We start from the raw sequence: 19,906 nt of genomic DNA on the forward strand, positions 1-19,906 counted from the left end.
GTAGCTTCTCACGCCCTATTGACGGGCGTTAGAGGCAAAAACAATGCTAATTCAACCCGCCTTATCCGAGACTGCCATGCAAGCCATTGAAATCACCGAATTTGGTGCACCTGAAGTGTTGCGCCTGGGTGAGCGTGCGCAGCCCGTGGCGGGCGTGGGTGAGGTGCTGATCCGCGTGAGCGCCAGTGGTATCAACCGCCCCGATGTCTTGCAGCGCAAAGGCCACTACGCACCGCCTCCGGGCGCCAGTGATGTGCCCGGGCTGGAGGTGGCCGGGGTCGTACAGGGGGGGGATGCGGCTGCCATGGCGCAGGTGGGCCTGCGTGTGGGTGACAGGGTGTGCGCCTTGCTGGCCGGTGGTGGATATGCGCAGTGGTGCGTGGCTCCGGTGGAGCAGTGTCTGCCGGTACCCGCAGGGCTGAGCGACATCGAGGCGGCCTCTCTTCCCGAAACCTTTTTTACGGTGTGGAGCAATGTGTTTGACCGGGCGCGGCTGCAGCCCGGGGAAGCCTTGCTCGTGCAAGGTGGTGGTAGCGGCATTGGTGTCACGGCCATCCAGCTGGGGCGGGCTTTTGGTGCGACGGTCATCGTCACGGCGGGCAGTGACGAGAAGTGCGCGGCCTGTCTGGCGCTGGGTGCCCATCATGCCATCAACTATCAAACGCAGGATTTTGTGGCCGAGGTGCAGCGCATCACGGCGGGCAAGGGCGTTGATGTGGTGCTGGACATGGTGGCTGGCAGTTATGTGGCGCGTGAGGTGGAGTGCCTTGCCGAAGATGGGCGCCTGGTCATCATTGCGGTGCAGGGTGGCGTGCAGGCTGCATTCAACGCGGGTCTGGTGCTGCGTAAGCGTCTGACCATCACGGGTTCGACGCTGCGGGCCAGGCCGGTCGCCTTCAAGGGGGCCATCGCCCGGGCTTTGCGTGAACGGGTGTGGCCGCTGCTGGCATCGGGTGCGGTGCGTCCGGTGGTGCACAGCAGCTTTGCGGCCGCCGATGCGGCGCAGGCCCACGCTTTGATGGAATCGAATCAGCATACGGGCAAAATTGTTTTGACGTGGTGAACATGAACAAGAAACTCATTGCAGGCAACTGGAAAATGAATGGCAGCCTGGCTGCCAACGAGGCTTTGGTGCAGGCGTTGGTTGCTGGTCTGGGGGCGCAGCCGGGTTGCGACGTTGCCGTCGCTGTGCCCGCGCCGTATCTCGCGCAGGTGCAGGCGCTGGCGGCAGGCTCGCCTTTAGCGCTGGCGGCGCAGGATGTGTCGCAGCACGAAGCAGGGGCCTACACCGGAGAAAACTCTGCGGCCATGTTGCGTGAATTTGGTGTGCGCTATGTGTTGGTGGGACATTCGGAGCGGCGCCAGTACCACGGCGAGACCGATGTGCAGGTGGCGGTCAAGGCGCAGCGTGCGCTTGCGGCGGGCATCACTCCCATCGTTTGTGTGGGCGAGACGTTGGCGGAGCGTGAAGCGGGTGACACCGAGATGGTGGTGCGGCGCCAGTTGGCGGCTGTCATTCACCTCAATGGCCACTGCATTAGCGAGGTGGTGGTGGCCTACGAACCCGTCTGGGCTATTGGTACAGGCAAGACCGCTTCACCCGAACAGGCGCAGCAGGTACATGCCGTGCTGCGTGCGCAACTGGCAGCGGCCAGTCCGCGTGCGGGCAGCATTCGCTTGCTGTATGGCGGCAGCATGAATGCTGCGAATGCCGCGCAATTGCTGGGCCAGCCCGACATTGACGGCGGTCTGGTGGGTGGTGCATCGCTTAAGGCGGCAGAATTTCAACAAATTATCGCGGCAGCCCAATAAATACGGGCGCTACTAGCTATTAAATCAGGAGTATCAAAAGAATGGGAATGCTTGTAAACGTAATCTTGACGGTGCAGATAATGACCGCTCTGGGCATGATTGGACTGATCTTGATCCAGCACGGAAAAGGTGCCGACATGGGGGCTGCATTTGGCAGCGGTAGTTCCGGCAGTCTGTTTGGTGCTAGCGGCAGCGCCAATTTTCTCTCGCGCACGACCGCCGTGCTGGCGGTGATTTTCTTTGTCAGCACCCTGGCGCTGGCTTACTTTGGTAACGCACGCCCTGCCAGCACCGGTAGTGTGCTGGAAGGCCCTGCGGCCACGACTGCGCCAGTGGCTCCGGCACCTGAAGCGGGTTCGGCTGCCACCATTCCCGGCAATGCAGCGCCCGCTGCGGCTGAGAGCCCAGCCCCAGCGGTTGCGGCCTCTGGTGCAGGGCAGATTCCTGCGAAGTGAGTGACTGCGGCAGCGTGGCGTTGGGGTCGAAAACACCGCGTTGCTGCTCCTTTGGATTCCAGTCTTTCGTGGGTCTGACAAAGAGCAGGGAGAGTCGCCCCAGTCAACGCCAGCAATGTGCGTGCCAAGCGACGAAATGATCAATAAATCCTCTGCAGAGCCCGGTAACAGGGTTTTTCCGGAGTAGAATCTTGGATTGTCTGGGAAGCCAAAACCAAATGGTTCCTCATGCCACCCAGACATGACAAAGCCGTCGTGGTGAAATTGGTAGACACGCTATCTTGAGGGGGTAGTGGCGAAAGCTGTGCGAGTTCGAGTCTCGCCGACGGCACCAGACAAAAACAGGCCAGCCCGCATGTTCCGCTTGCGGTCATGATGGGCGAGGCCTCAGCGATGAGCGCATCCTAAAGATGAACCTCGATCAATATCTCCCCGTCCTCCTGTTCATCTTGGTCGGTATTGGGGTCGGTATCGTTCCCATAGCGCTGGGATACATCCTGGGCCCCAATCGGCCTGATCCCGCAAAAAATTCCCCCTACGAATGTGGCTTCGAAGCCTTCGAGGATGCGCGCATGAAGTTCGACGTGCGCTATTACCTCATTGCGATCCTGTTTATTCTTTTCGATCTGGAGATCGCCTTTCTGTTTCCCTGGGCTGTGACGTTGCAGGACGTGGGACTGACGGGTTTCGTCGCCGTCGTCATTTTCCTGACGGTTCTGCTTGTGGGCTTTGTCTACGAGTGGAAAAAGGGCGCCCTGGAGTGGGAATAAGCGGCTTGAACAAGGATTGACGCAATGATTGAAGGCGTAATGAAGGAAGGCTTTATCACCACGAGTTACGACTCGGTGGTGAACTGGGCCAAGACAGGTTCGCTTTGGCCCATGACCTTTGGTTTGGCCTGTTGTGCGGTCGAGATGATGCATGCGGCGGCTGCGCGCTATGACATTGGCCGTTTTGGCGCTGAAGTGTTTCGTGCCAGTCCCCGCCAGTCCGACCTGATGATTGTGGCCGGTACCCTGTGCAACAAGATGGCGCCTGCGCTGCGCAAGGTGTACGACCAGATGAGCGAGCCACGGTGGGTGCTCTCCATGGGTTCATGCGCTAATGGTGGTGGCTACTACCACTACAGCTATTCGGTGGTGCGCGGTTGTGATCGTATTGTTCCGGTGGATGTGTATGTGCCGGGCTGCCCGCCTACGGCAGAGGCGCTGATTTACGGCATCATCCAGCTGCAGCAGAAGATTCGCCGCACCAATACTATTGCGCGTGCCTGAAGGGGGTTCCATGACAACTTTTGCCATTCGCCCCGAAGAGCTCAAAGACACCATCATGGCGGTGCTGGGTGACAGAATCCGCGAAGCGCACATTGCGCTGGGCGAGCTCACGGTGGTGGTTCCTGCTGCCAATTACCTCGAAGCCATGCAGTTGCTGCGCGATGCGCCCGGTTGTCATTTTGAGCAACTGGTGGATTTGTGCGGTTTGGATTATTCAGCCTATGGCGACCGTGAGGCCGAAGGCGCGCGCTATTGTGTTGTAAACCATTTGTTGTCGGTCAGCCTGAACCAGCGCGTGCGCGTCAAGGTGTTCTGCCCTGAGGATGATTTCCCCGTGGTGCCTTCGGTGACCGGGCTGTGGGCATCGGCCAACTGGTATGAGCGCGAGGCGTTCGACTTGTACGGCATCGTGTTCGACGGTCACAATGATCTGCGCCGTATCTTGACCGACTACGGCTTTATCGGCCATCCGTTCCGCAAGGATTTCCCTCTCTCGGGCCATGTCGAGATGCGTTACGACGCAGACCAGCGCCGAGTGGTCTATGAGCCGGTCAGCATCGAGCCGCGCGAAATCACTCCGCGCATCATTCGCGAAGATAAATACGGAGGACTGCACTGAGACCTGACGGTCTTCTGCGGTGAACCATGGCCGAAATCAAGAACTATTCCCTGAATCTGGGGCCGCAACACCCTGCAGCCCACGGTGTATTGCGCCTTGTGTTGGAGCTCGATGGCGAGGTTGTGCAGCGCGCCGATCCGCACATTGGATTGCTGCACCGCGCCACTGAAAAGTTGGCCGAGCACAAAACCTACATTCAGTCGCTTCCGTATATGGATCGACTGGATTACGTGTCCATGATGTCCAACGAGCATGCGTACTGCCTGGCCATCGAAAAGCTTTTGGGTCTTGAAGTGCCTATTCGGGCGCAGTACATCCGGGTGATGTTTTCCGAAATCACGCGCCTGCTGAACCACCTGATGTGGCTGGGTTCGCACGGTAATGACTGTGGTAGCTCGACCATTCTGATCTACACCTTTCGCGAACGTGAAGACCTGTTCGATATGTACGAGGCTGTGTCGGGTGCGCGCATGCACGCGGCGTATTTCCGTCCGGGCGGCGTGTACCGCGACCTGCCCGAGAGCATGCCGCAGTACAAGGCGAGCAAGGTGCGCAATGCCAAGTCGTTGGAGCAACGCAACCAGAACCGCCAGGGCTCCCTGCTTGATTTCATTGAGGACTTCACCCGCCGTTTTCCCGGCTACGTGGATGAATATGAAACGCTGCTGACAGACAACCGGATCTGGAAACAGCGTACCGTGGGGGTGGGTGTGGTTACGCCAGAGCGCGCACTCAATCTCGGTATGACCGGCCCCATGCTGCGTGGCTCCGGTATTGCTTGGGATCTGCGCAAAACCCAGCCTTACGAAGTGTACGACCGGGTCGATTTCGATGTGCCTGTGGGCAAGACGGGTGATTGCTACGACCGGTATTTGGTGCGCGTGCAGGAAATGCGCGAGTCCAATCGCATTATTCAGCAATGTATTGCCTGGCTGCGTGCCAACCCCGGCCCGGTGATTACTGATAACCACAAGGTCGCACCACCGAGCCGCGAGATGATGAAGACAGGCATGGAAGACCTGATCCACCATTTCAAGCTGTTCTCGGAGGGGATGCATGTGCCTGAAGGTGAGGCTTATGCCGCCGTGGAGCACCCCAAGGGAGAATTTGGTATTTACCTTGTGAGCGACGGTGCCAACAAGCCATACCGCCTGAAGATCCGCGCACCAGGGTTTGCACACCTGGCAACCATGGATGAAATGGCCCGAGGCCACATGCTGGCCGACGTGGTTGCCATCATTGGCACCATGGATATCGTGTTCGGAGAAATTGACCGATGATTTCTGAAGCGACCAAGGCGCGTTTTGCGCGTGAAGTGGCCAAATACCCGGCCGACCAGAAGCAGTCCGCCGTCATGGCCTGCCTTGCCATTGTCCAGCAGGAGCAGGGCTATGTCAGCGAGGCCAGCGAGGCGGTAATTGCCGACTACCTGGGTATGCCGCAGATTGCCGTCCACGAAGTGACGACCTTCTACAACATGTACAACCAGCATGCAGTGGGCAAGTACAAACTCAACGTCTGCACCAATCTGCCATGCCTGCTGCGCGAAGGCGGCAAGGCGCTGGAGCATCTGGAGCACAAGCTGGGGATCTCGATGGGTGAGACCACACAGGACGGCTTGTTCACCCTGCAACAATGCGAATGCCTTGGCGCCTGTGCCGATGCGCCTGTGATGCTGGTGAACGACCGCCACATGTGTAGCTTCATGGGCAACGATAAGCTCGATCAGTTGGTCGATAGCCTGCGCGCAGCGGAGGGCAAGTGATGACCACGGCAACCCAGGTGCTTTTGCAATTTCAGGCCGCCGGTATTGAGACCTGTTTTCATGACCGCCATATCGAGCCCCAGATCTATGCGGGCCTCAATGGCTCGAACTGGAGTATCAAGGACTACGAGGCACGCGGTGGCTATCAAGCCCTGCGCACGATGCTCGGCAAAAACGGCGGCGAAGCGCTGACGCAGGACCAGGTCATTGCGACCGTCAAGGAATCAGGCCTGCGCGGTCGCGGCGGTGCCGGTTTCCCCACGGGTTTGAAGTGGAGCTTCATGCCCCGCCAGTTTCCTGGTCAGAAGTACCTGGTGTGCAATTCCGATGAGGGAGAGCCGGGCACCTGCAAGGATCGCGACATCCTGATGTACAACCCGCACTCCGTCATCGAGGGCATGATCATTGCGGCCTACGCGATGGGCATCACGGTGGGGTACAACTACATCCACGGAGAAATTTTCCAGGTATACGAGCGCTTCGAGGCGGCCCTGGAAGAGGCCCGTGCGGCCGGTTATCTGGGTGACAACATTCTCGGCAGCAGCTTTACCTTCCAACTGCATGCACACCATGGTTTTGGTGCCTACATTTGCGGCGAGGAAACAGCTTTGCTGGAGTCGCTGGAAGGCAAGAAGGGTCAACCCCGCTTCAAGCCGCCGTTTCCGGCCAGTTTTGGCCTCTACGGCAAGCCGACCACGATCAACAACACCGAAACCTTTGCGGCCGTGCCGTGGATCATTCGCAATGGTGGCGCTGCCTACCTTGCCTGTGGCAAGCCCAATAACGGTGGAACCAAGATTTTCTCGGTGAGCGGTGATGTGGAGTGCCCAGGCAACTACGAGGTTCCGATGGGTACGCCGTTTTCTCGGTTGCTGGAGCTCGCTGGTGGCGTGCGTAAAGGTAGGCAGCTCAAGGCGGTGATCCCTGGCGGTTCTTCTTCGCCCGTGCTGCCCGCGTCGATCATCATGGAATGCACCATGGACTACGACTCGATCGCCAAGGCTGGCTCGATGCTTGGTTCAGGCGCGGTCATTGTCATGGACGACAGCCGTTGCATGGTCGAGTCGCTCAAGCGTCTTTCCTATTTTTACATGCACGAGTCCTGCGGTCAGTGCACGCCCTGCCGTGAGGGTACAGGGTGGCTGTGGCGCCTCGTGGATCGCATTCACCGTGGCGACGGACGACCCGCCGACATGGACGTGCTCGACTCCGTGGCGAGCAACATCATGGGACGCACCATCTGCGCCCTGGGGGATGCGGCAGCGATGCCTGTACGAGCCATGCTCAAGCATTACCGGCCGGAGTTCGCTGCAATGATCCGGAAACCGAATCCTCAGGCCGCAACTTCTGCCTGATCGCGAGAAAAGCATATGGTTGAAATTGAACTTGACGGTCAGAAAGTGGAAATTGCCGAAGGCAGCATGGTGATGCATGCAGCCGAGAAGGCAGGCACTTATATTCCCCACTTCTGCTACCACAAGAAACTGTCCATCGCCGCCAACTGCCGTATGTGCCTGGTGGATGTGGAGAAGGCGCCCAAGCCCATGCCAGCATGCGCGACCCCTGTCACCCAGGGCATGATCGTGCGTACCAAGAGCGACAAGGCCATCCAGGCCCAGAAGTCGGTCATGGAGTTTTTGCTGATCAACCATCCCTTGGATTGCCCCATCTGCGATCAAGGTGGCGAGTGCCAGCTGCAGGATCTGGCCGTGGGCTACGGCGCATCTTCTACGCGCTACGAAGAAGAAAAGCGCGTAGTGCACTTCAAGGATGTCGGTCCGCTCATTTCCATGCAGGAAATGACCCGTTGCATCCATTGCACACGTTGCGTACGTTTTGGCCAGGAAGTCGCCGGCGTCATGGAACTGGGCATGATTCATCGGGGTGAGCACTCCGAGATCACCACGGTGGCGGGCGACACCATTGATTCAGAGTTGTCGGGCAACATGATCGATATTTGCCCGGTCGGTGCGCTGACCAGCAAGCCTTTCCGCTACAGCGCCCGCACCTGGGAGCTTTCGCGCCGGAAGTCTGTCAGTCCGCACGACTCCACAGGCGCCAATCTGATCGTTCAGGTCAAGAACCATAAGGTCATGCGTGTCCTGCCGTTCGAGAATGAAGACGTCAACGAATGCTGGATCGCCGATCGGGACCGTTTTTCGTACGAGGCTCTTGCCAGCGAAGAACGCCTGATGCACCCCATGCTCAAGCAGGGTGGCGAATGGGCCGAGGTGGATTGGCAGACGGCCCTGGAATATGTGGCCAATGGCCTGCGGTGCATACAGAAAGAGCAGGGCGCCCAGAGCATCGGTGCACTGGTGAGTCCGCACAGCACGCTGGAAGAGTTGTACCTGGCCGGTGCGCTGGTGCGCGGCCTGGGAAGCAGCAATATCGACCACCGTCTTCGCCATGCCGACTTCACCGCGCCCGAGGGTGTGCGCTGGTTGGGCCGGTCGATTGCGTCGCTGTCCACACTTCAATCGGTGCTGGTCGTGGGTTCTTCTCTGCGCAAAGACCATCCTTTATTTGCGCAGCGCATTCGCCAGGCAGCCCGCAAGGGTTGTACGGTCATGGCTATTGATGCAGTAGCGCGTGACTGGGCTATGCCCGTTGCGCAGACACTGTTGGCCGCGCCCGGCGCTTGGGCGCATGCCCTGGCCGACGTTGCTGCGGTCGTGGCCCAGGAAAAAGGCGTTACTGCTCCCGTGAATGAGGGGCGCTCGGACAACGAAACCGCACGTGCGATTGCCTTGGCGTTGCTGTCTGGAGAGCACAAGGCTGTGCTGTTGGGCAACGCCGCTGCGCACCATGCGCAGGCGACAAGTCTGCTGGCACTGGCCAACTGGATTGGCGCGCAAACAGGCGCTACGGTGGGTTATCTCACCGAAGCCGCCAACACGGTTGGTGCGCAGTGGGTTGATGCCATGCCCGGAAAGGGAGGCTTGAACGCCGCCCAGATGTTGGAGGGTGGGCTCAAGGGCTTGTTCTTGCTGAACAATGAACCCGTATATGACAGCGCTGCTGGCGCTCAGGCGGTTGCTGCTTTGTCCAAGGTGGACATGGTGGTCACCCTGAGCCCCTTCAAGACCAATATGGAATTCAGCGACGTACTGTTGCCCATTGCCCCCTTCACGGAAACTTCTGGCAGCTTTGTCAATGCCGAGGGGCTCTTGCAGAGTTTCCATGCAGTTGTTCGCCCCCTGGGCGAAACACGCCCGGCATGGAAAGTGTTGCGCGTGCTGGCCAATTTGATGGATCTGCCGGGCTTTGACTTTGAGACATCCCAGGATGTGCTGTCCAAAGCCACTGGAGCGAGTGCAGGGCTGGTTAATGCAGTGCCTGCCGAGCGGTTGGGCAATGCAACGCAGGTCACCCCGCACGTGGCAACGGGCGCCGTGGCCGAGCCCGTGGTGGCATCCATTTACCAGCTCGACGGGCTGGTGCGGCGTGCAAGTTCCCTGCAGCTGACGGCAGATGCCCGTCTGGGCCGTGAAGGAGCGCCAGCATGATTGATGCCATCTACAACTTTGGTCTGAACCTTCTTGCGCAGGGTTGGTGGACGGGGACTGCATGGCCCGTGCTCTGGATTCTGATCAAGATCGTTGTTCTGCTGCTGCCTTTGATGGGCGCTGTCGCCTATCTCACGCTGTGGGAGCGCAAGCTGCTGGGATTCATGCAGGTGCGCCATGGCCCCAACCGCGTAGGGCCGTTGGGATTGCTGCAGCCCATTGCCGATGCGGTGAAGCTTCTGACCAAGGAAATCATCCAGCCATCTGCAGCTTCCAAAGGATTGTTTGTGCTGGGGCCCATCATGGCCATCATGCCGGCACTCGCTGCCTGGGTCGTGATTCCTTTTGGCCCCGAAACAGCCCTCACGAACGTCAATGCAGGTTTGCTGCTGGTGATGGCCATCACTTCCATTGAGGTGTATGGCGTGATCATTGCAGGTTGGGCGTCCAATTCGAAATACGCCTTCCTCGGCGCCATGCGTGCTTCGGCGCAGATGGTGAGTTACGAAATTGCGATGGGTTTCTGTTTCCTGGTCATCATCATGGTGTCGGGCAGCATGAATCTCACCGAAATCGTCATGGGCCAGAACAAGGGAACATTTGCCAGCATGGGCGTTTCTTTCCTGTCCTGGAATTGGTTGCCGCTGCTGCCCATTTTCATCGTCTACCTGATCTCCTGCGTGGCTGAGACCAACCGCCACCCGTTCGACGTTGTTGAAGGCGAAGCCGAGATTGTGGCGGGCCACATGGTCGAGTATTCGGGCATGGGCTTTGCCATCTTCTTTCTGGCTGAATATGCCAGCATGTGGCTGGTGTCGATTCTGGCGGTGCTGATGTTCCTGGGAGGCTGGCTTTCGCCGGTGGCCGCACTGGACTTCATCCCCGGCTGGATCTGGCTCGGTATTAAAACCTTTGTGGTGGTATCCATGTTCATCTGGATTCGCGCCACCTTCCCCCGGTTCCGCTATGACCAGATCATGCGTTTGGGTTGGAAGATCTTCATACCAGTCACCCTGGTGTGGCTGCTTATCGTCGGGGGCTGGTTGCTCTCGCCGTGGAACATCTGGAAATAAAGCGGGGACACACGAATGGCTGCCGTTGCTGCTGCATCTTTTTCCATCCGGGACTTTTTCAAAAGTTTTCTGCTGGTTGAACTCGTCAAGGGCATGTCCCTGACAGGTCGCTACGCTTTTCGCCGCAAGGTGACAGTGCAGTTCCCAGAAGAAAAGACACCCGTTTCTCCGCGCTTTCGTGGCCTGCATGCCTTGCGCCGTTATGACAATGGCGAGGAGCGCTGTATTGCCTGCAAGCTGTGCGAAGCGGTTTGCCCGGCCATGGCGATCACCATCGAGTCGGATGTCCGCGACGACGGCTCACGCCGGACGACCCGTTATGACATCGACCTGACCAAGTGCATTTTCTGCGGTTTCTGCGAAGAGAGTTGCCCGGTCGATTCCATCGTCGAAACGCATATTTTTGAGTACCACGGCGAAAAGCGTGGCGACCTGTATTTCACCAAAGACATGTTGCTGGCCGTGGGTGACCGCTATGAAGGCGAAATTGCTGCCGCCAAGGCCGCAGACGCCAAGTACCGCTGAAGCGGCGCGCATCCCTACGCCAGACCTCTACAAAGAACCGATTCATGGACGCCAAGACTGGTTTTTTCTATCTGTTCTCGGTCGTGCTGCTTTATGCAGCCTTCCGGGTTATTTCTGCACGCAATCCGGTGCACGCCGTGTTGCACCTGATCCTCGCGTTTTCGCAAGCATCCGGCTTGTGGCTGCTGCTCAAGGCTGAATTCCTGGCAATTGCCCTGGTGCTGGTGTACCTGGGAGCCGTGATGGTGTTGTTCCTGTTCGTCGTGATGATGCTCGATATTGATGTCGAGGGTCTGCGCGAAGGGTTCTGGAAACACTTTCCCTTGGCCGCCGCCGTGGGTGCGCTCATCGCCTTGGAAATGGCCGCAGTTCTCATGGGCGGTTTCCGTGGCATTGAAGAACCCAAGGCGATGGCGGCGGCGGTCGATGCGGCAGGCAATGCGGTTGCGTTTTCCAATGCCAAGGCATTGGGTCAACTCATGTATACGCGCTATCTGTATCCGGTGGAAATTGCATCCGTGATTCTGTTGGTGGCCATGATTTCTGCCATCGCGCTGACCCTGCGCAACCGCAAGGAGAGCAAGGCCATCAATCCGGCAATGCAAGTCCGGGTGCGCGCAGCCGATCGGTTGCAGGTGGTCAAGATGGCGGTCACACAAAAGGCACCAGAAAGTGCGCCAGTCGTGCCTGCTGCCGAGGAGAAAAAAGCATGACACCGACGCTGGGACATTTCTTGACCGTGGGAGCCATGCTGTTCGCAATGGCTGTCATTGGTATCTTTCTGAATCGCAAGAACCTCATTGTTTTACTGATGGCCATTGAGCTAATGCTGTTGGCGGTCAACATGAACTTTGTGGCCTTCTCACATTACCTTGGCGATATGCACGGGCAGGTGTTCGTTTTCTTCATCCTGACCGTGGCTGCAGCCGAGTCGGCCATCGGCTTGGCCATCTTGGTTCTGTTGTTCCGCAACAAGTCCAACATCAATGCGGACGCTCTCGACACCCTGCAGGGTTGAGACGCCAGACACGCAAGGTTCTCCACAATGAGTCAAACCCTTTCTGCTTCAACGCTACTGGCCGTTCCACTGGCACCGCTGGCGGGCGCCGTGCTGGCCGGTGTTTTCGGTACGACCTTCGGGGGCAACTGGATCGGCCGTCGGCTGAGCCATACGCTTACCATTCTGGGCGTGCTGGCGGCATTCATCCTCTCTGCCATGACCCTCAAGAGCGTGGCGCTGGATGGTGCCCGCTTCAATGAAACTATCTATACCTGGATGGTGGTGGGTGGCCTGAAAATGGAAGTCGGCTTTCTGGTCGATGGGCTGACAGCCATGATGATGTGTGTGGTGACCTTTGTGTCGCTGATGGTGCACATCTACACCATCGGCTACATGGAAGAAGACGACGGTTACAACCGCTTCTTCGCCTACATCTCGCTGTTCACCTTCTCCATGCTCATGCTGGTGATGAGCAACAACCTGCTCCAGCTGTTCTTTGGCTGGGAAGCCGTTGGCTTGGTGTCCTACCTGCTGATTGGCTTCTGGTTCAACAAGCCCTCGGCCATCTTTGCCAATATGAAGGCTTTCCTGGTCAACCGTGTGGGTGACTTCGGCTTCATTCTGGGCATTGGGTTGATTGCGGCTTATGCTGGAACCCTCAATTACGCTGAGGTGTTTGGCAAGGCAGGTGAGTTGGGTGCGCTGTCGTTCCCGGGCACCGACTGGATGCTGATCACCGTGGTCTGTATCTGCCTGTTCATTGGTGCCATGGGCAAGAGCGCGCAGTTTCCGCTGCATGTCTGGCTGCCCGACTCGATGGAAGGCCCGACCCCCATTTCTGCGTTGATCCACGCGGCTACCATGGTGACGGCGGGCATCTTTATGGTGGCGCGCATGTCGCCCCTGTTTGAGTTGTCCGATACGGCGCTCAATTTCATTCTGATCATTGGCTCCATCACGGCGCTGTTCATGGGTTTTCTGGGCATCATCCAGAATGACATCAAGCGGGTGGTGGCCTATTCGACGCTATCGCAGCTCGGCTACATGACCGTGGCCTTGGGTGCTTCCGCCTACTCGGTTGCCGTGTTCCACCTGATGACGCACGCATTCTTCAAGGCGTTGTTGTTCCTTGCTGCGGGCTCGGTCATCATCGGTATGCACCACAACCAGGACATCCGCTGGATGGGCGGCGTACGCAAGTACATGCCCATTACCTGGATCACCTCGCTGCTGGGATCGCTGGCGCTGATCGGCACCCCGTTGTTCGCTGGCTTCTACTCCAAGGACAGCATCATCGAGGCTGTGCATTTCAGCCATTTACCGGCAGCAGGTTTTGCACACCTTGCGGTGTTGGCCGGGGTTTTTATTACCGCGTTCTATTCGTTCCGCCTGTATTTCCTGGTGTTCCACGGCAAGGAACGCTTTGACCAAAACCCGGATGCGCACCACCATGGAGGTCATGGTCACGACGACCATCACCATGAAGAGCCGCACGAATCCCCCTGGGTGGTGACGGTGCCTCTGGTGCTGCTGGCCATTCCGTCGGTCGTGATCGGCTTCATGACGATCCAGCCGATGTTGTTCGGTGAATTTTTCAAGGATGCAATTTTCGTCAACACGGCGTTGCATCCTGCCATGGCCAAGCTGGCAGAGATTTTCCATGGCCCCGTGGGCATGGCGCTGCATGGTTTGCAGACGGCGCCGTTCTGGCTGGCGGTGGCAGGTGTTGCCCTGTCGTACTACATGTACATGGTCAACCCGGCTTTGCCTGCTGTCATCAAGCGCGCTTTCCAGCCGATCTACACCTTGCTGGAAAACAAATACTACCTTGACTGGATCAATGAGAACATCCTCGCTCGTGGCGCCCGTGCACTGGGCGTTGGACTGTGGAAGGGTGGCGACCAGGCCTTGATCGATGGTGTGCTGGTGAATGGTTCCTGGAAGGTTGTGGGTTGGGTGGCCGGCATCGTGCGCAAGGTGCAGACCGGTTTTGTCTACCACTACGCTCTGGTAATGATTTTGGGCATCTTCGTGCTCATGACGTATTTCGTCTTGCTCAACAAGTAGGAGAAGAACAAAAATGGGTTTGTTGAGTCTTGCTATCTGGACGCCCATCGCGTTCGGCGCGCTGTTGCTGGCTTTTGGCAGCGACAAGCATGCGGGGGCCGTGCGTTGGTTGGCCCTGATTGGTGCTTTGGCGGGGTTTGCAGTGACCTTGCCGCTCTATGAGGGTTTCAAGCTCGGCACTGCAGCGATGCAGTTTGTTGAGAAAACCCCCTGGATCGAAGGTTTCAACATCTTCTACCACCTTGGTGTAGATGGCATTTCGTTCTGGTTTGTGCCCCTGACGGCGTTCATTACCGTCATCGTGGTGATTGCCTCCTGGGAGTCGATCACGGTGCGGGTGAACCAGTACATGGGGGCCTTCCTGATTTTATCGGGCCTGATGATCGGTGTTTTTGCGGCTCTCGATGGAATGCTGTTCTATGTGTTCTTCGAAGCCACGCTGATTCCGATGTATCTCATCATCGGTATCTGGGGTGGGCCGAACAAGATCTATGCTGCGTTCAAGTTTTTCTTGTACACGCTGCTGGGCTCTTTGCTGATGCTGATCGCGCTGATCTACCTGTACAACCAGTCGGCAGGCAGCTTCGATATCGCCACCTGGCATACGCTCCCCCTGGATGGGCGCACGCAAACATTGTTGTTCTTTGCTTTCCTCGCGGCCTTTGCCGTGAAGGTGCCAATGTGGCCGGTGCACACATGGCTGCCTGACGTGCACGTCGAGGCGCCCACTGGTGGTTCTGCTGTGCTGGCCGCCATCATGCTCAAGCTCGGCGCCTATGGTTTCCTGCGCTTCTCGTTACCCATTGCCCCCGATGCCTCACGCGAGTGGGCCTGGTTGATGATCGCGTTGTCGCTCATTGCCGTGGTCTACGTGGGTCTGGTGGCCATGGTGCAAAAGGACATGAAAAAACTCGTGGCCTACTCGTCTGTGGCGCACATGGGTTTTGTGACCCTGGGCTTCTTCGTCTTCAATGACCTGGGGGTGTCGGGAGGCATCGTGCAGATGATCGCGCATGGTTTTGTCTCGGCTGCCATGTTCCTTTCGATTGGTGTGCTGTACGACCGCATGCATTCGCGTGAAATTGCCGACTATGGCGGTGTGGTCAACACCATGCCAAATTTTGCTGCCTTTGCCTTGTTGTTCACCATGGCCAACTGCGGTTTGCCGGGTACTGCGGGTTTTGTGGGTGAGTGGATGGTGATTCTGGCTGCCGTGAAAGCCAATTTCTGGATCGGCCTGGCTGCGGCCTCGGCGCTGATCTGGGGTGCTGCCTACAGTCTGTGGATGTTCAAGCGGGTGTATCTGGGGCCGGTCGGGAACAGCAATGTCAAAGCCCTGCTGGACATCAGCAGCCGCGAATTTTTCGTGCTGGCCCTGCTGGGCTTCGCCGTGCTGTATATGGGTCTGTACCCACGCCCCTTCACCGACGTGATGGATGCTTCCGTGGCCGAGCTGCTTAAGCATGTGGCCTTGTCCAAGCTGAACTGACCAGACTGAACTGAGAGACACGAGATGATAGACAACATCAGTTGGCTTGCGATTTATCCGGAGATCCTGCTTCTGGTCATGGCCTGCGTGATTGCGCTGGTGGATCTGGGCGTCTCCAGCCCACGGCGCACCGGCACTTATGTGCTGACCATGCTCACGTTGGCAGTGGTCGCCGTTTTGCAGGGTGTGTATGCCAGTAGCGGCAACACCTTCTATGGTTTTGGCAACATGGTTGTCAGCGACGCCATGGGTAACTGGCTCAAATGCTTTGCCACCCTGGCGATGATGGTGACCCTGGTGTACGGCAGGCCCTATGCAGGTGATCGCGGCATGCTGCGTGGCGGCGAATTGTTCACCCTGGGCATGTTCTCACTGCTGGGCATGTTCATCATGATTGGTGGCAACAATTTCCTGGTGATTTATCTGGGCCTGGAGTTGCTGACCCTGTCGAGCTATGCCCTGGTGGCGCTGCGCCGGGACCATGCGACTGCGACCGAAGCCGCCATGAAGTACTTTGTGCTTGGTGCCATGGCCAGCGGTTTCTTGCTGTATGGCCTGTCCATGCTGTACGGTGCCACTGGATCGCTGGACATCGGCGAAGTTTTCAAGGCTGTCAACTCAGGCCAGATTCGCCACCAGGTATTGGTGTTCGGCGTGGTCTTCGTGGTCGCAGGCCTCGCGTTCAAGCTGGGGGCTGTGCCATTCCACATGTGGGTGCCTGATGTCTACCACGGTGCGCCGACGGTAGTCACTTTGATGATCGGTGGTGCGCCCAAGCTGGCCGCCTTCGCCATCGTGATGCGCTTGTTGGTTGATGGTCTCTTGCCCCTGGCGATTGACTGGCAGCAGATGCTGGCAGTGCTGGCGATTGGTTCGCTGCTGGTGGGTAACCTGGCGGCCATTGCACAGACCAATCTCAAGCGTATGCTGGCGTATTCCACCATCTCCCAGATGGGTTTTGTGCTGCTGGGTCTGATGTCCGGCGTCGTCCATGGCCATGTAGATGCTGCCACGGTCGAGGCTGCCTACAGCGCTTCCATGTTCTATGTGGTGACCTATGTGTTGACCACGTTAGCTGCTTTTGGCGTGATCCTGCTGTTGGCGCGCGAGGGCTTCGAGAGCGAGGAAATCGCTGACATGGCGGGCCTGAACCAGCGCAGTCCGCTTTACGCCGGTATCCTGGCCTTGTGTCTGTTCTCCATGGCGGGTATCCCTCCGATGGTGGGCTTCTATGCCAAGCTGTCGGTGCTGCAGGCTCTGCTGGCATCGGGCCAGACTCCGTACATCGTCATGGCGGTTTTTGCGGTGCTGATGTCCTTGGTAGGTGCGTTTTACTATCTGCGCGTTGTCAAGGTCATGTACTTTGATGCACCGCTCACGACGGGGGCCATTTCGGCGCCTCTGGACGTGCGCATGGTGCTGACGCTCAATGGTGCTTTGCTGCTGGTGTTGGGTTTGTTGCCTGGCGGTCTGATGACGCTGTGCGCGGACGCCATCATGCGCTCCTTGTCGTCCTGAGTCGTAGTCTGTCGTGTCGCAATCCGGTCTGGTATGGCTCGTGATTTTGGTCGCCTGCGTGGCGGCCAATCTTCCTTTTGTGAACCAGCGCGTTCTGGTCGTGGGGCCCGCCCTGGTGCCCCACAAGAAGCTGCTGTTACGGCTGATAGAGCTTGTCGTGCTGTACTTTTTAGTGGGCGGATTGGCACTGCTTCTGGAGAAGGGCGTCGGCCAGATTGCACCCCAGGGTTGGGAGTTTTACGCTGTTACCGGGGCCATGTTCATCGTGCTGGCCTTTCCGGGGTTTGTGTTCCGCTATCTGCTGCGCCGCCGCAGATAAGTCGCGTGTACTGAAGGCCGAAGCGGCAGTCCCCCATGAAAGTGCTCGATCTGCACTGTCAGAACGACCATGCCTTTGAAGGCTGGTTTGGGAGCGAGCAAGATTTTCAGAGCCAATTGCAGCGGGGCTTGCTGACCTGCCCGCTGTGTGGCGATGCACAAGTGCGCAAGGCGCTTAGCGCGCCGCGTATCAACCTGGGTGCGCGCGAGTCCCCTGCGACAACATCTCCGCGACCTGATGCCGCAGAGCCATCACGGGTCTCCGATCCTGCACAAGTGTCAATGCCGACCGCTGCCACCGTGCTGCAGTGGGCGCGCCAGGCTGCGGCACAGGCTGAAGATGTGGGTTCCCAGTTTGCCGAAGAAGCGCGGCGCATCCACCGAGGTGATGCGCCCGAGCGAGCAATCAAAGGCCAGGCCAGTGCGGACCAGACTTTGCAGTTGCTGGAAGAGGGCGTGCCGGTGTTGCCGCTCCCCCAGGCTGTGACCGAAACTTTGCACTAAGAGCGACCGACAAAACGTTTCTGGCGTTGTTGCCGCGTCTTGTCGTACGACTCGTACCGCCTGCGACGCAGCGCCTCGCCAGAACCGCTTCTCTGCGTTTTGTTATCCGCTCTAAGTTCCTCGCGTCTATCCGCCACGCCCTTGTCGGTGGGTAGACACTGCGCCGCTACACCGTAAATTGCAGTGCCGCAAGGCGTGCATACACCCCATTGCGCGCCAGTAACTCCACGTGCCGACCCTGTTCCACGATGCGCCCATGCTCCATCACCACGATGCGGTCGGCGTTCTGCACTGTGGCCAGGCGGTGGGCAATCACCAGAGTGGTGCGCTGACCTGCCTGGCTTTGCATGGCCGAGTCCAGTGCTGCCTGGACCATGCGCTCGCTTTCAGCATCCAGGGCGCTTGTGGCCTCGTCAAGCAGGAGCAGAGGTGGATTTTTGAGCATGGCGCGTGCAATGGCGATGCGCTGGCGCTGACCACCCGAAAGCCGCACTCCGCGCTCGCCCAAAAAAGTGGCGTAGCCTTCAGGTAAGGCTTGGAGAAAGTCATGGGCGAAGGCAACGCGGGCGGCTGCCATGACTTCATCGTCTGAAGCACTTGGCCGTCCATAGCGGATATTCTCCAACGCGCTGGCTGAAAAGATCACGGCATCCTGGGGGACGGTGCCGATGCTACCGCGCAGGGTGTCGAAAGACAGTGCGCGGATGTCCACGCCGTTCAAGCGAATGGCCCCTTGTCCTGGATGTACACAGTCAATGTCATAAAAGCGCTGCAGCAGCTGGAAAACGGTGGTCTTGCCAGCACCGCTGGCCCCTACCAAGGCGACTGTTTCACCGGGTTGCAGCGACAGCGTAAAGTCCTGCAAGGCAGCCTGGCCAGGCCGAGACGGATAGTGAAAACCCACATGATCAAACTCCACGGCCAGGCCTTGATTGGTTTTTGGTAAGGGTACGGGCTGAGCGGGGGAGGCCACGGGGGAGTCGCTGGCCAGCAATTCCATCAGGCGCTCGGTGGCGCCTGCGGCGCGCAGCAGGTCACCGTACACCTCGCCCAGCACCGTGGCAGCCCCGGCCAGCAGCATCACGTACACGACCGTCTGACCCAGATGGCCGTAGCTCATATTGCCATCCAGAACGGACTGTGTGCCCTGGTACAGGCCCCATAGCAGCAAGGCCGCGTTGGCGATGATGATGAAAGCCACCATGGCTGCGCCTGCTCTGGAGCGGCGCACGGCGGTCTCAAAAGCGTTCTGGGTGGCTTGGCTGAAGCGCTGGGATTCGCGTTCCTCTGCCACGTAGCTTTGCACCACGGGAACGGCGTTGAGGATTTCGGCGGCGATGGCGCTGGAGTCCGCTACGCGGTCCTGGCTGGCGCGCGAGAGGCGGCGCACCCGCCGCCCGATCCATAGCGCGGGCAGCACGACGACGACCAGCATCAGCAGTACGACGGCCATGACACGCGGGTTTGTCCATACCAGCATGATGATGGCGCCCGTGCCGACGACTGCGTTGCGCAACCCCATTGATAGCGACGAGCCCACTACGGTTTGCACCAGCGTGGTGTCGGTGGTCAAGCGTGACAACACTTCACCGCTTTGTGTGGTTTCAAAAAACTGCGGGCTTTGCCGCAATACATGGGCATACACGACATTGCGCAGGTCAGCTGTCACACGCTCGCCGAGCCAGCTCATCAGATAAAAACGTGCCGACGAAAAAATACCAAGCATCACCACCACACCAAACAGGGCGGTGAATTTGCCGCGCAAGGCCATGGCCTGTGTGCCTCGGTCCGAAGAGGCCAAACTGCTGTCGATCAGGCCGCTCAGGGCGAGAGGAATGGCAAGCGTGGCCGCTGCCGCCAAGAATAAAAAAACAAAGGACAGAGCAATGCGCGTGCGGTACGGGCGCAGAAACGGAAGCAGGCCCCCCAGCGCACGGGGTGCACTGGGGGCGGGAGGAGCAGTTTGCGTTGTAGCCAT

20 protein-coding genes and 1 tRNA gene are annotated in these 19,906 nt (G+C 58.6%); 20 read left to right on the forward strand and 1 reads right to left on the reverse strand.

Annotated features, from left to right (window positions below; genetic code table 11):
* The first annotated feature begins 76 nt into the window (after window positions 1–76).
* From ACYVOC_RS01035 to ACYVOC_RS01130, 20 genes are all read left to right on the forward strand, one after another.
* Window positions 77–1,063, forward strand: coding sequence for an NAD(P)H-quinone oxidoreductase (locus ACYVOC_RS01035; RefSeq protein ID WP_461160584.1), 987 nt, complete (start codon window positions 77–79; stop codon window positions 1,061–1,063).
* Window positions 1,064–1,065: 2 nt separating this feature from the next.
* On the forward strand, window positions 1,066–1,812 hold the full coding sequence (tpiA, locus tag ACYVOC_RS01040) for a triose-phosphate isomerase (protein WP_461160585.1): 747 nt from the start codon (window positions 1,066–1,068) through the stop codon (window positions 1,810–1,812).
* 41 nt (window positions 1,813–1,853) lie between these two features.
* Window positions 1,854–2,267, forward strand: a complete 414-nt coding sequence (gene secG / locus ACYVOC_RS01045) for a preprotein translocase subunit SecG (RefSeq protein WP_461160586.1) — start codon at window positions 1,854–1,856, stop codon at window positions 2,265–2,267.
* A gap of 249 nt (window positions 2,268–2,516) precedes the next feature.
* Window positions 2,517–2,601 (forward strand) — tRNA-Leu (locus ACYVOC_RS01050).
* Between the two features lie 76 nt (window positions 2,602–2,677).
* Window positions 2,678–3,037 carry an NADH-quinone oxidoreductase subunit A gene (locus ACYVOC_RS01055; RefSeq protein WP_116004219.1) on the forward strand — a complete coding sequence of 120 codons (360 nt, stop codon included), beginning with the start codon at window positions 2,678–2,680 and terminating at the stop codon, window positions 3,035–3,037.
* A 24-nt stretch (window positions 3,038–3,061) separates the two neighbouring features.
* On the forward strand, window positions 3,062–3,541 hold the full coding sequence (locus tag ACYVOC_RS01060; protein WP_005793239.1) for a NuoB/complex I 20 kDa subunit family protein: 480 nt from the start codon (window positions 3,062–3,064) through the stop codon (window positions 3,539–3,541).
* A 10-nt stretch (window positions 3,542–3,551) separates the two neighbouring features.
* Window positions 3,552–4,160 (forward strand): NADH-quinone oxidoreductase subunit C, encoded by a 609-nt coding sequence (locus tag ACYVOC_RS01065; protein ID WP_461160587.1) that lies wholly within the window; start codon window positions 3,552–3,554, stop codon window positions 4,158–4,160.
* Between the two features lie 26 nt (window positions 4,161–4,186).
* Window positions 4,187–5,440, forward strand: coding sequence for an NADH-quinone oxidoreductase subunit D (locus ACYVOC_RS01070; protein WP_116004217.1), 1,254 nt, complete (start codon window positions 4,187–4,189; stop codon window positions 5,438–5,440).
* Window positions 5,437–5,925: an NADH-quinone oxidoreductase subunit NuoE gene (gene nuoE, locus ACYVOC_RS01075; protein WP_461160588.1), complete on the forward strand. Its 489-nt coding sequence runs from the start codon at window positions 5,437–5,439 to the stop codon at window positions 5,923–5,925. The genes ACYVOC_RS01070 and nuoE overlap by 4 nt, the downstream gene beginning before the upstream one ends.
* On the forward strand, window positions 5,925–7,280 hold the full coding sequence (nuoF, locus tag ACYVOC_RS01080) for an NADH-quinone oxidoreductase subunit NuoF (protein WP_116004215.1): 1,356 nt from the start codon (window positions 5,925–5,927) through the stop codon (window positions 7,278–7,280). Before nuoE ends, nuoF begins: the two co-directional genes overlap by 1 nt.
* A 15-nt stretch (window positions 7,281–7,295) precedes the next feature.
* Window positions 7,296–9,434, forward strand: coding sequence for an NADH-quinone oxidoreductase subunit NuoG (gene nuoG / locus ACYVOC_RS01085; protein WP_116004214.1), 2,139 nt, complete (start codon window positions 7,296–7,298; stop codon window positions 9,432–9,434).
* Window positions 9,431–10,507: an NADH-quinone oxidoreductase subunit NuoH gene (gene nuoH, locus ACYVOC_RS01090; RefSeq protein ID WP_116004213.1), complete on the forward strand. Its 1,077-nt coding sequence runs from the start codon at window positions 9,431–9,433 to the stop codon at window positions 10,505–10,507. The genes nuoG and nuoH overlap by 4 nt, the downstream gene beginning before the upstream one ends.
* Before the next feature lie 15 nt (window positions 10,508–10,522).
* Entirely contained in the window at window positions 10,523–11,032 is a 510-nt protein-coding gene (gene nuoI, locus ACYVOC_RS01095) for an NADH-quinone oxidoreductase subunit NuoI (RefSeq protein ID WP_116004212.1), read from the forward strand.
* A gap of 44 nt (window positions 11,033–11,076) precedes the next feature.
* The gene (locus ACYVOC_RS01100; protein ID WP_116004211.1) at window positions 11,077–11,745 is read left to right on the forward strand and encodes an NADH-quinone oxidoreductase subunit J; all 669 of its coding nucleotides are present in this window, start codon (window positions 11,077–11,079) and stop codon (window positions 11,743–11,745) included.
* Window positions 11,742–12,050, forward strand: a complete 309-nt coding sequence (gene nuoK, locus ACYVOC_RS01105) for an NADH-quinone oxidoreductase subunit NuoK (protein WP_116004210.1) — start codon at window positions 11,742–11,744, stop codon at window positions 12,048–12,050. The genes ACYVOC_RS01100 and nuoK overlap by 4 nt, the downstream gene beginning before the upstream one ends.
* 27 nt (window positions 12,051–12,077) lie before the next feature.
* Complete coding sequence (nuoL, locus tag ACYVOC_RS01110; RefSeq protein ID WP_461160589.1) at window positions 12,078–14,099, forward strand: NADH-quinone oxidoreductase subunit L; 2,022 nt, start codon at window positions 12,078–12,080, stop codon at window positions 14,097–14,099.
* A gap of 13 nt (window positions 14,100–14,112) precedes the next feature.
* A complete protein-coding gene (locus tag ACYVOC_RS01115; RefSeq protein WP_116004208.1) occupies window positions 14,113–15,588 on the forward strand; it encodes an NADH-quinone oxidoreductase subunit M in 1,476 nt (491 codons plus the stop codon).
* A 24-nt stretch (window positions 15,589–15,612) separates the two neighbouring features.
* On the forward strand, window positions 15,613–17,106 hold the full coding sequence (gene nuoN / locus ACYVOC_RS01120; protein WP_116004207.1) for an NADH-quinone oxidoreductase subunit NuoN: 1,494 nt from the start codon (window positions 15,613–15,615) through the stop codon (window positions 17,104–17,106).
* 13 nt (window positions 17,107–17,119) lie between these two features.
* Complete coding sequence (locus tag ACYVOC_RS01125) at window positions 17,120–17,425, forward strand: DUF2818 family protein (protein WP_116004206.1); 306 nt, start codon at window positions 17,120–17,122, stop codon at window positions 17,423–17,425.
* A gap of 35 nt (window positions 17,426–17,460) precedes the next feature.
* Window positions 17,461–17,928, forward strand: coding sequence for a DUF1178 family protein (locus tag ACYVOC_RS01130; protein ID WP_461160590.1), 468 nt, complete (start codon window positions 17,461–17,463; stop codon window positions 17,926–17,928).
* A 166-nt stretch (window positions 17,929–18,094) separates the two neighbouring features.
* On the opposite strand, the gene ACYVOC_RS01135 is transcribed toward ACYVOC_RS01130, so the two are convergent.
* Complete coding sequence (locus tag ACYVOC_RS01135) at window positions 18,095–19,906, reverse strand: ABC transporter transmembrane domain-containing protein (protein ID WP_461160591.1); 1,812 nt, start codon at window positions 19,904–19,906, stop codon at window positions 18,095–18,097.

The sequence above is a fragment of the Simplicispira piscis genome (assembly GCF_054783455.1).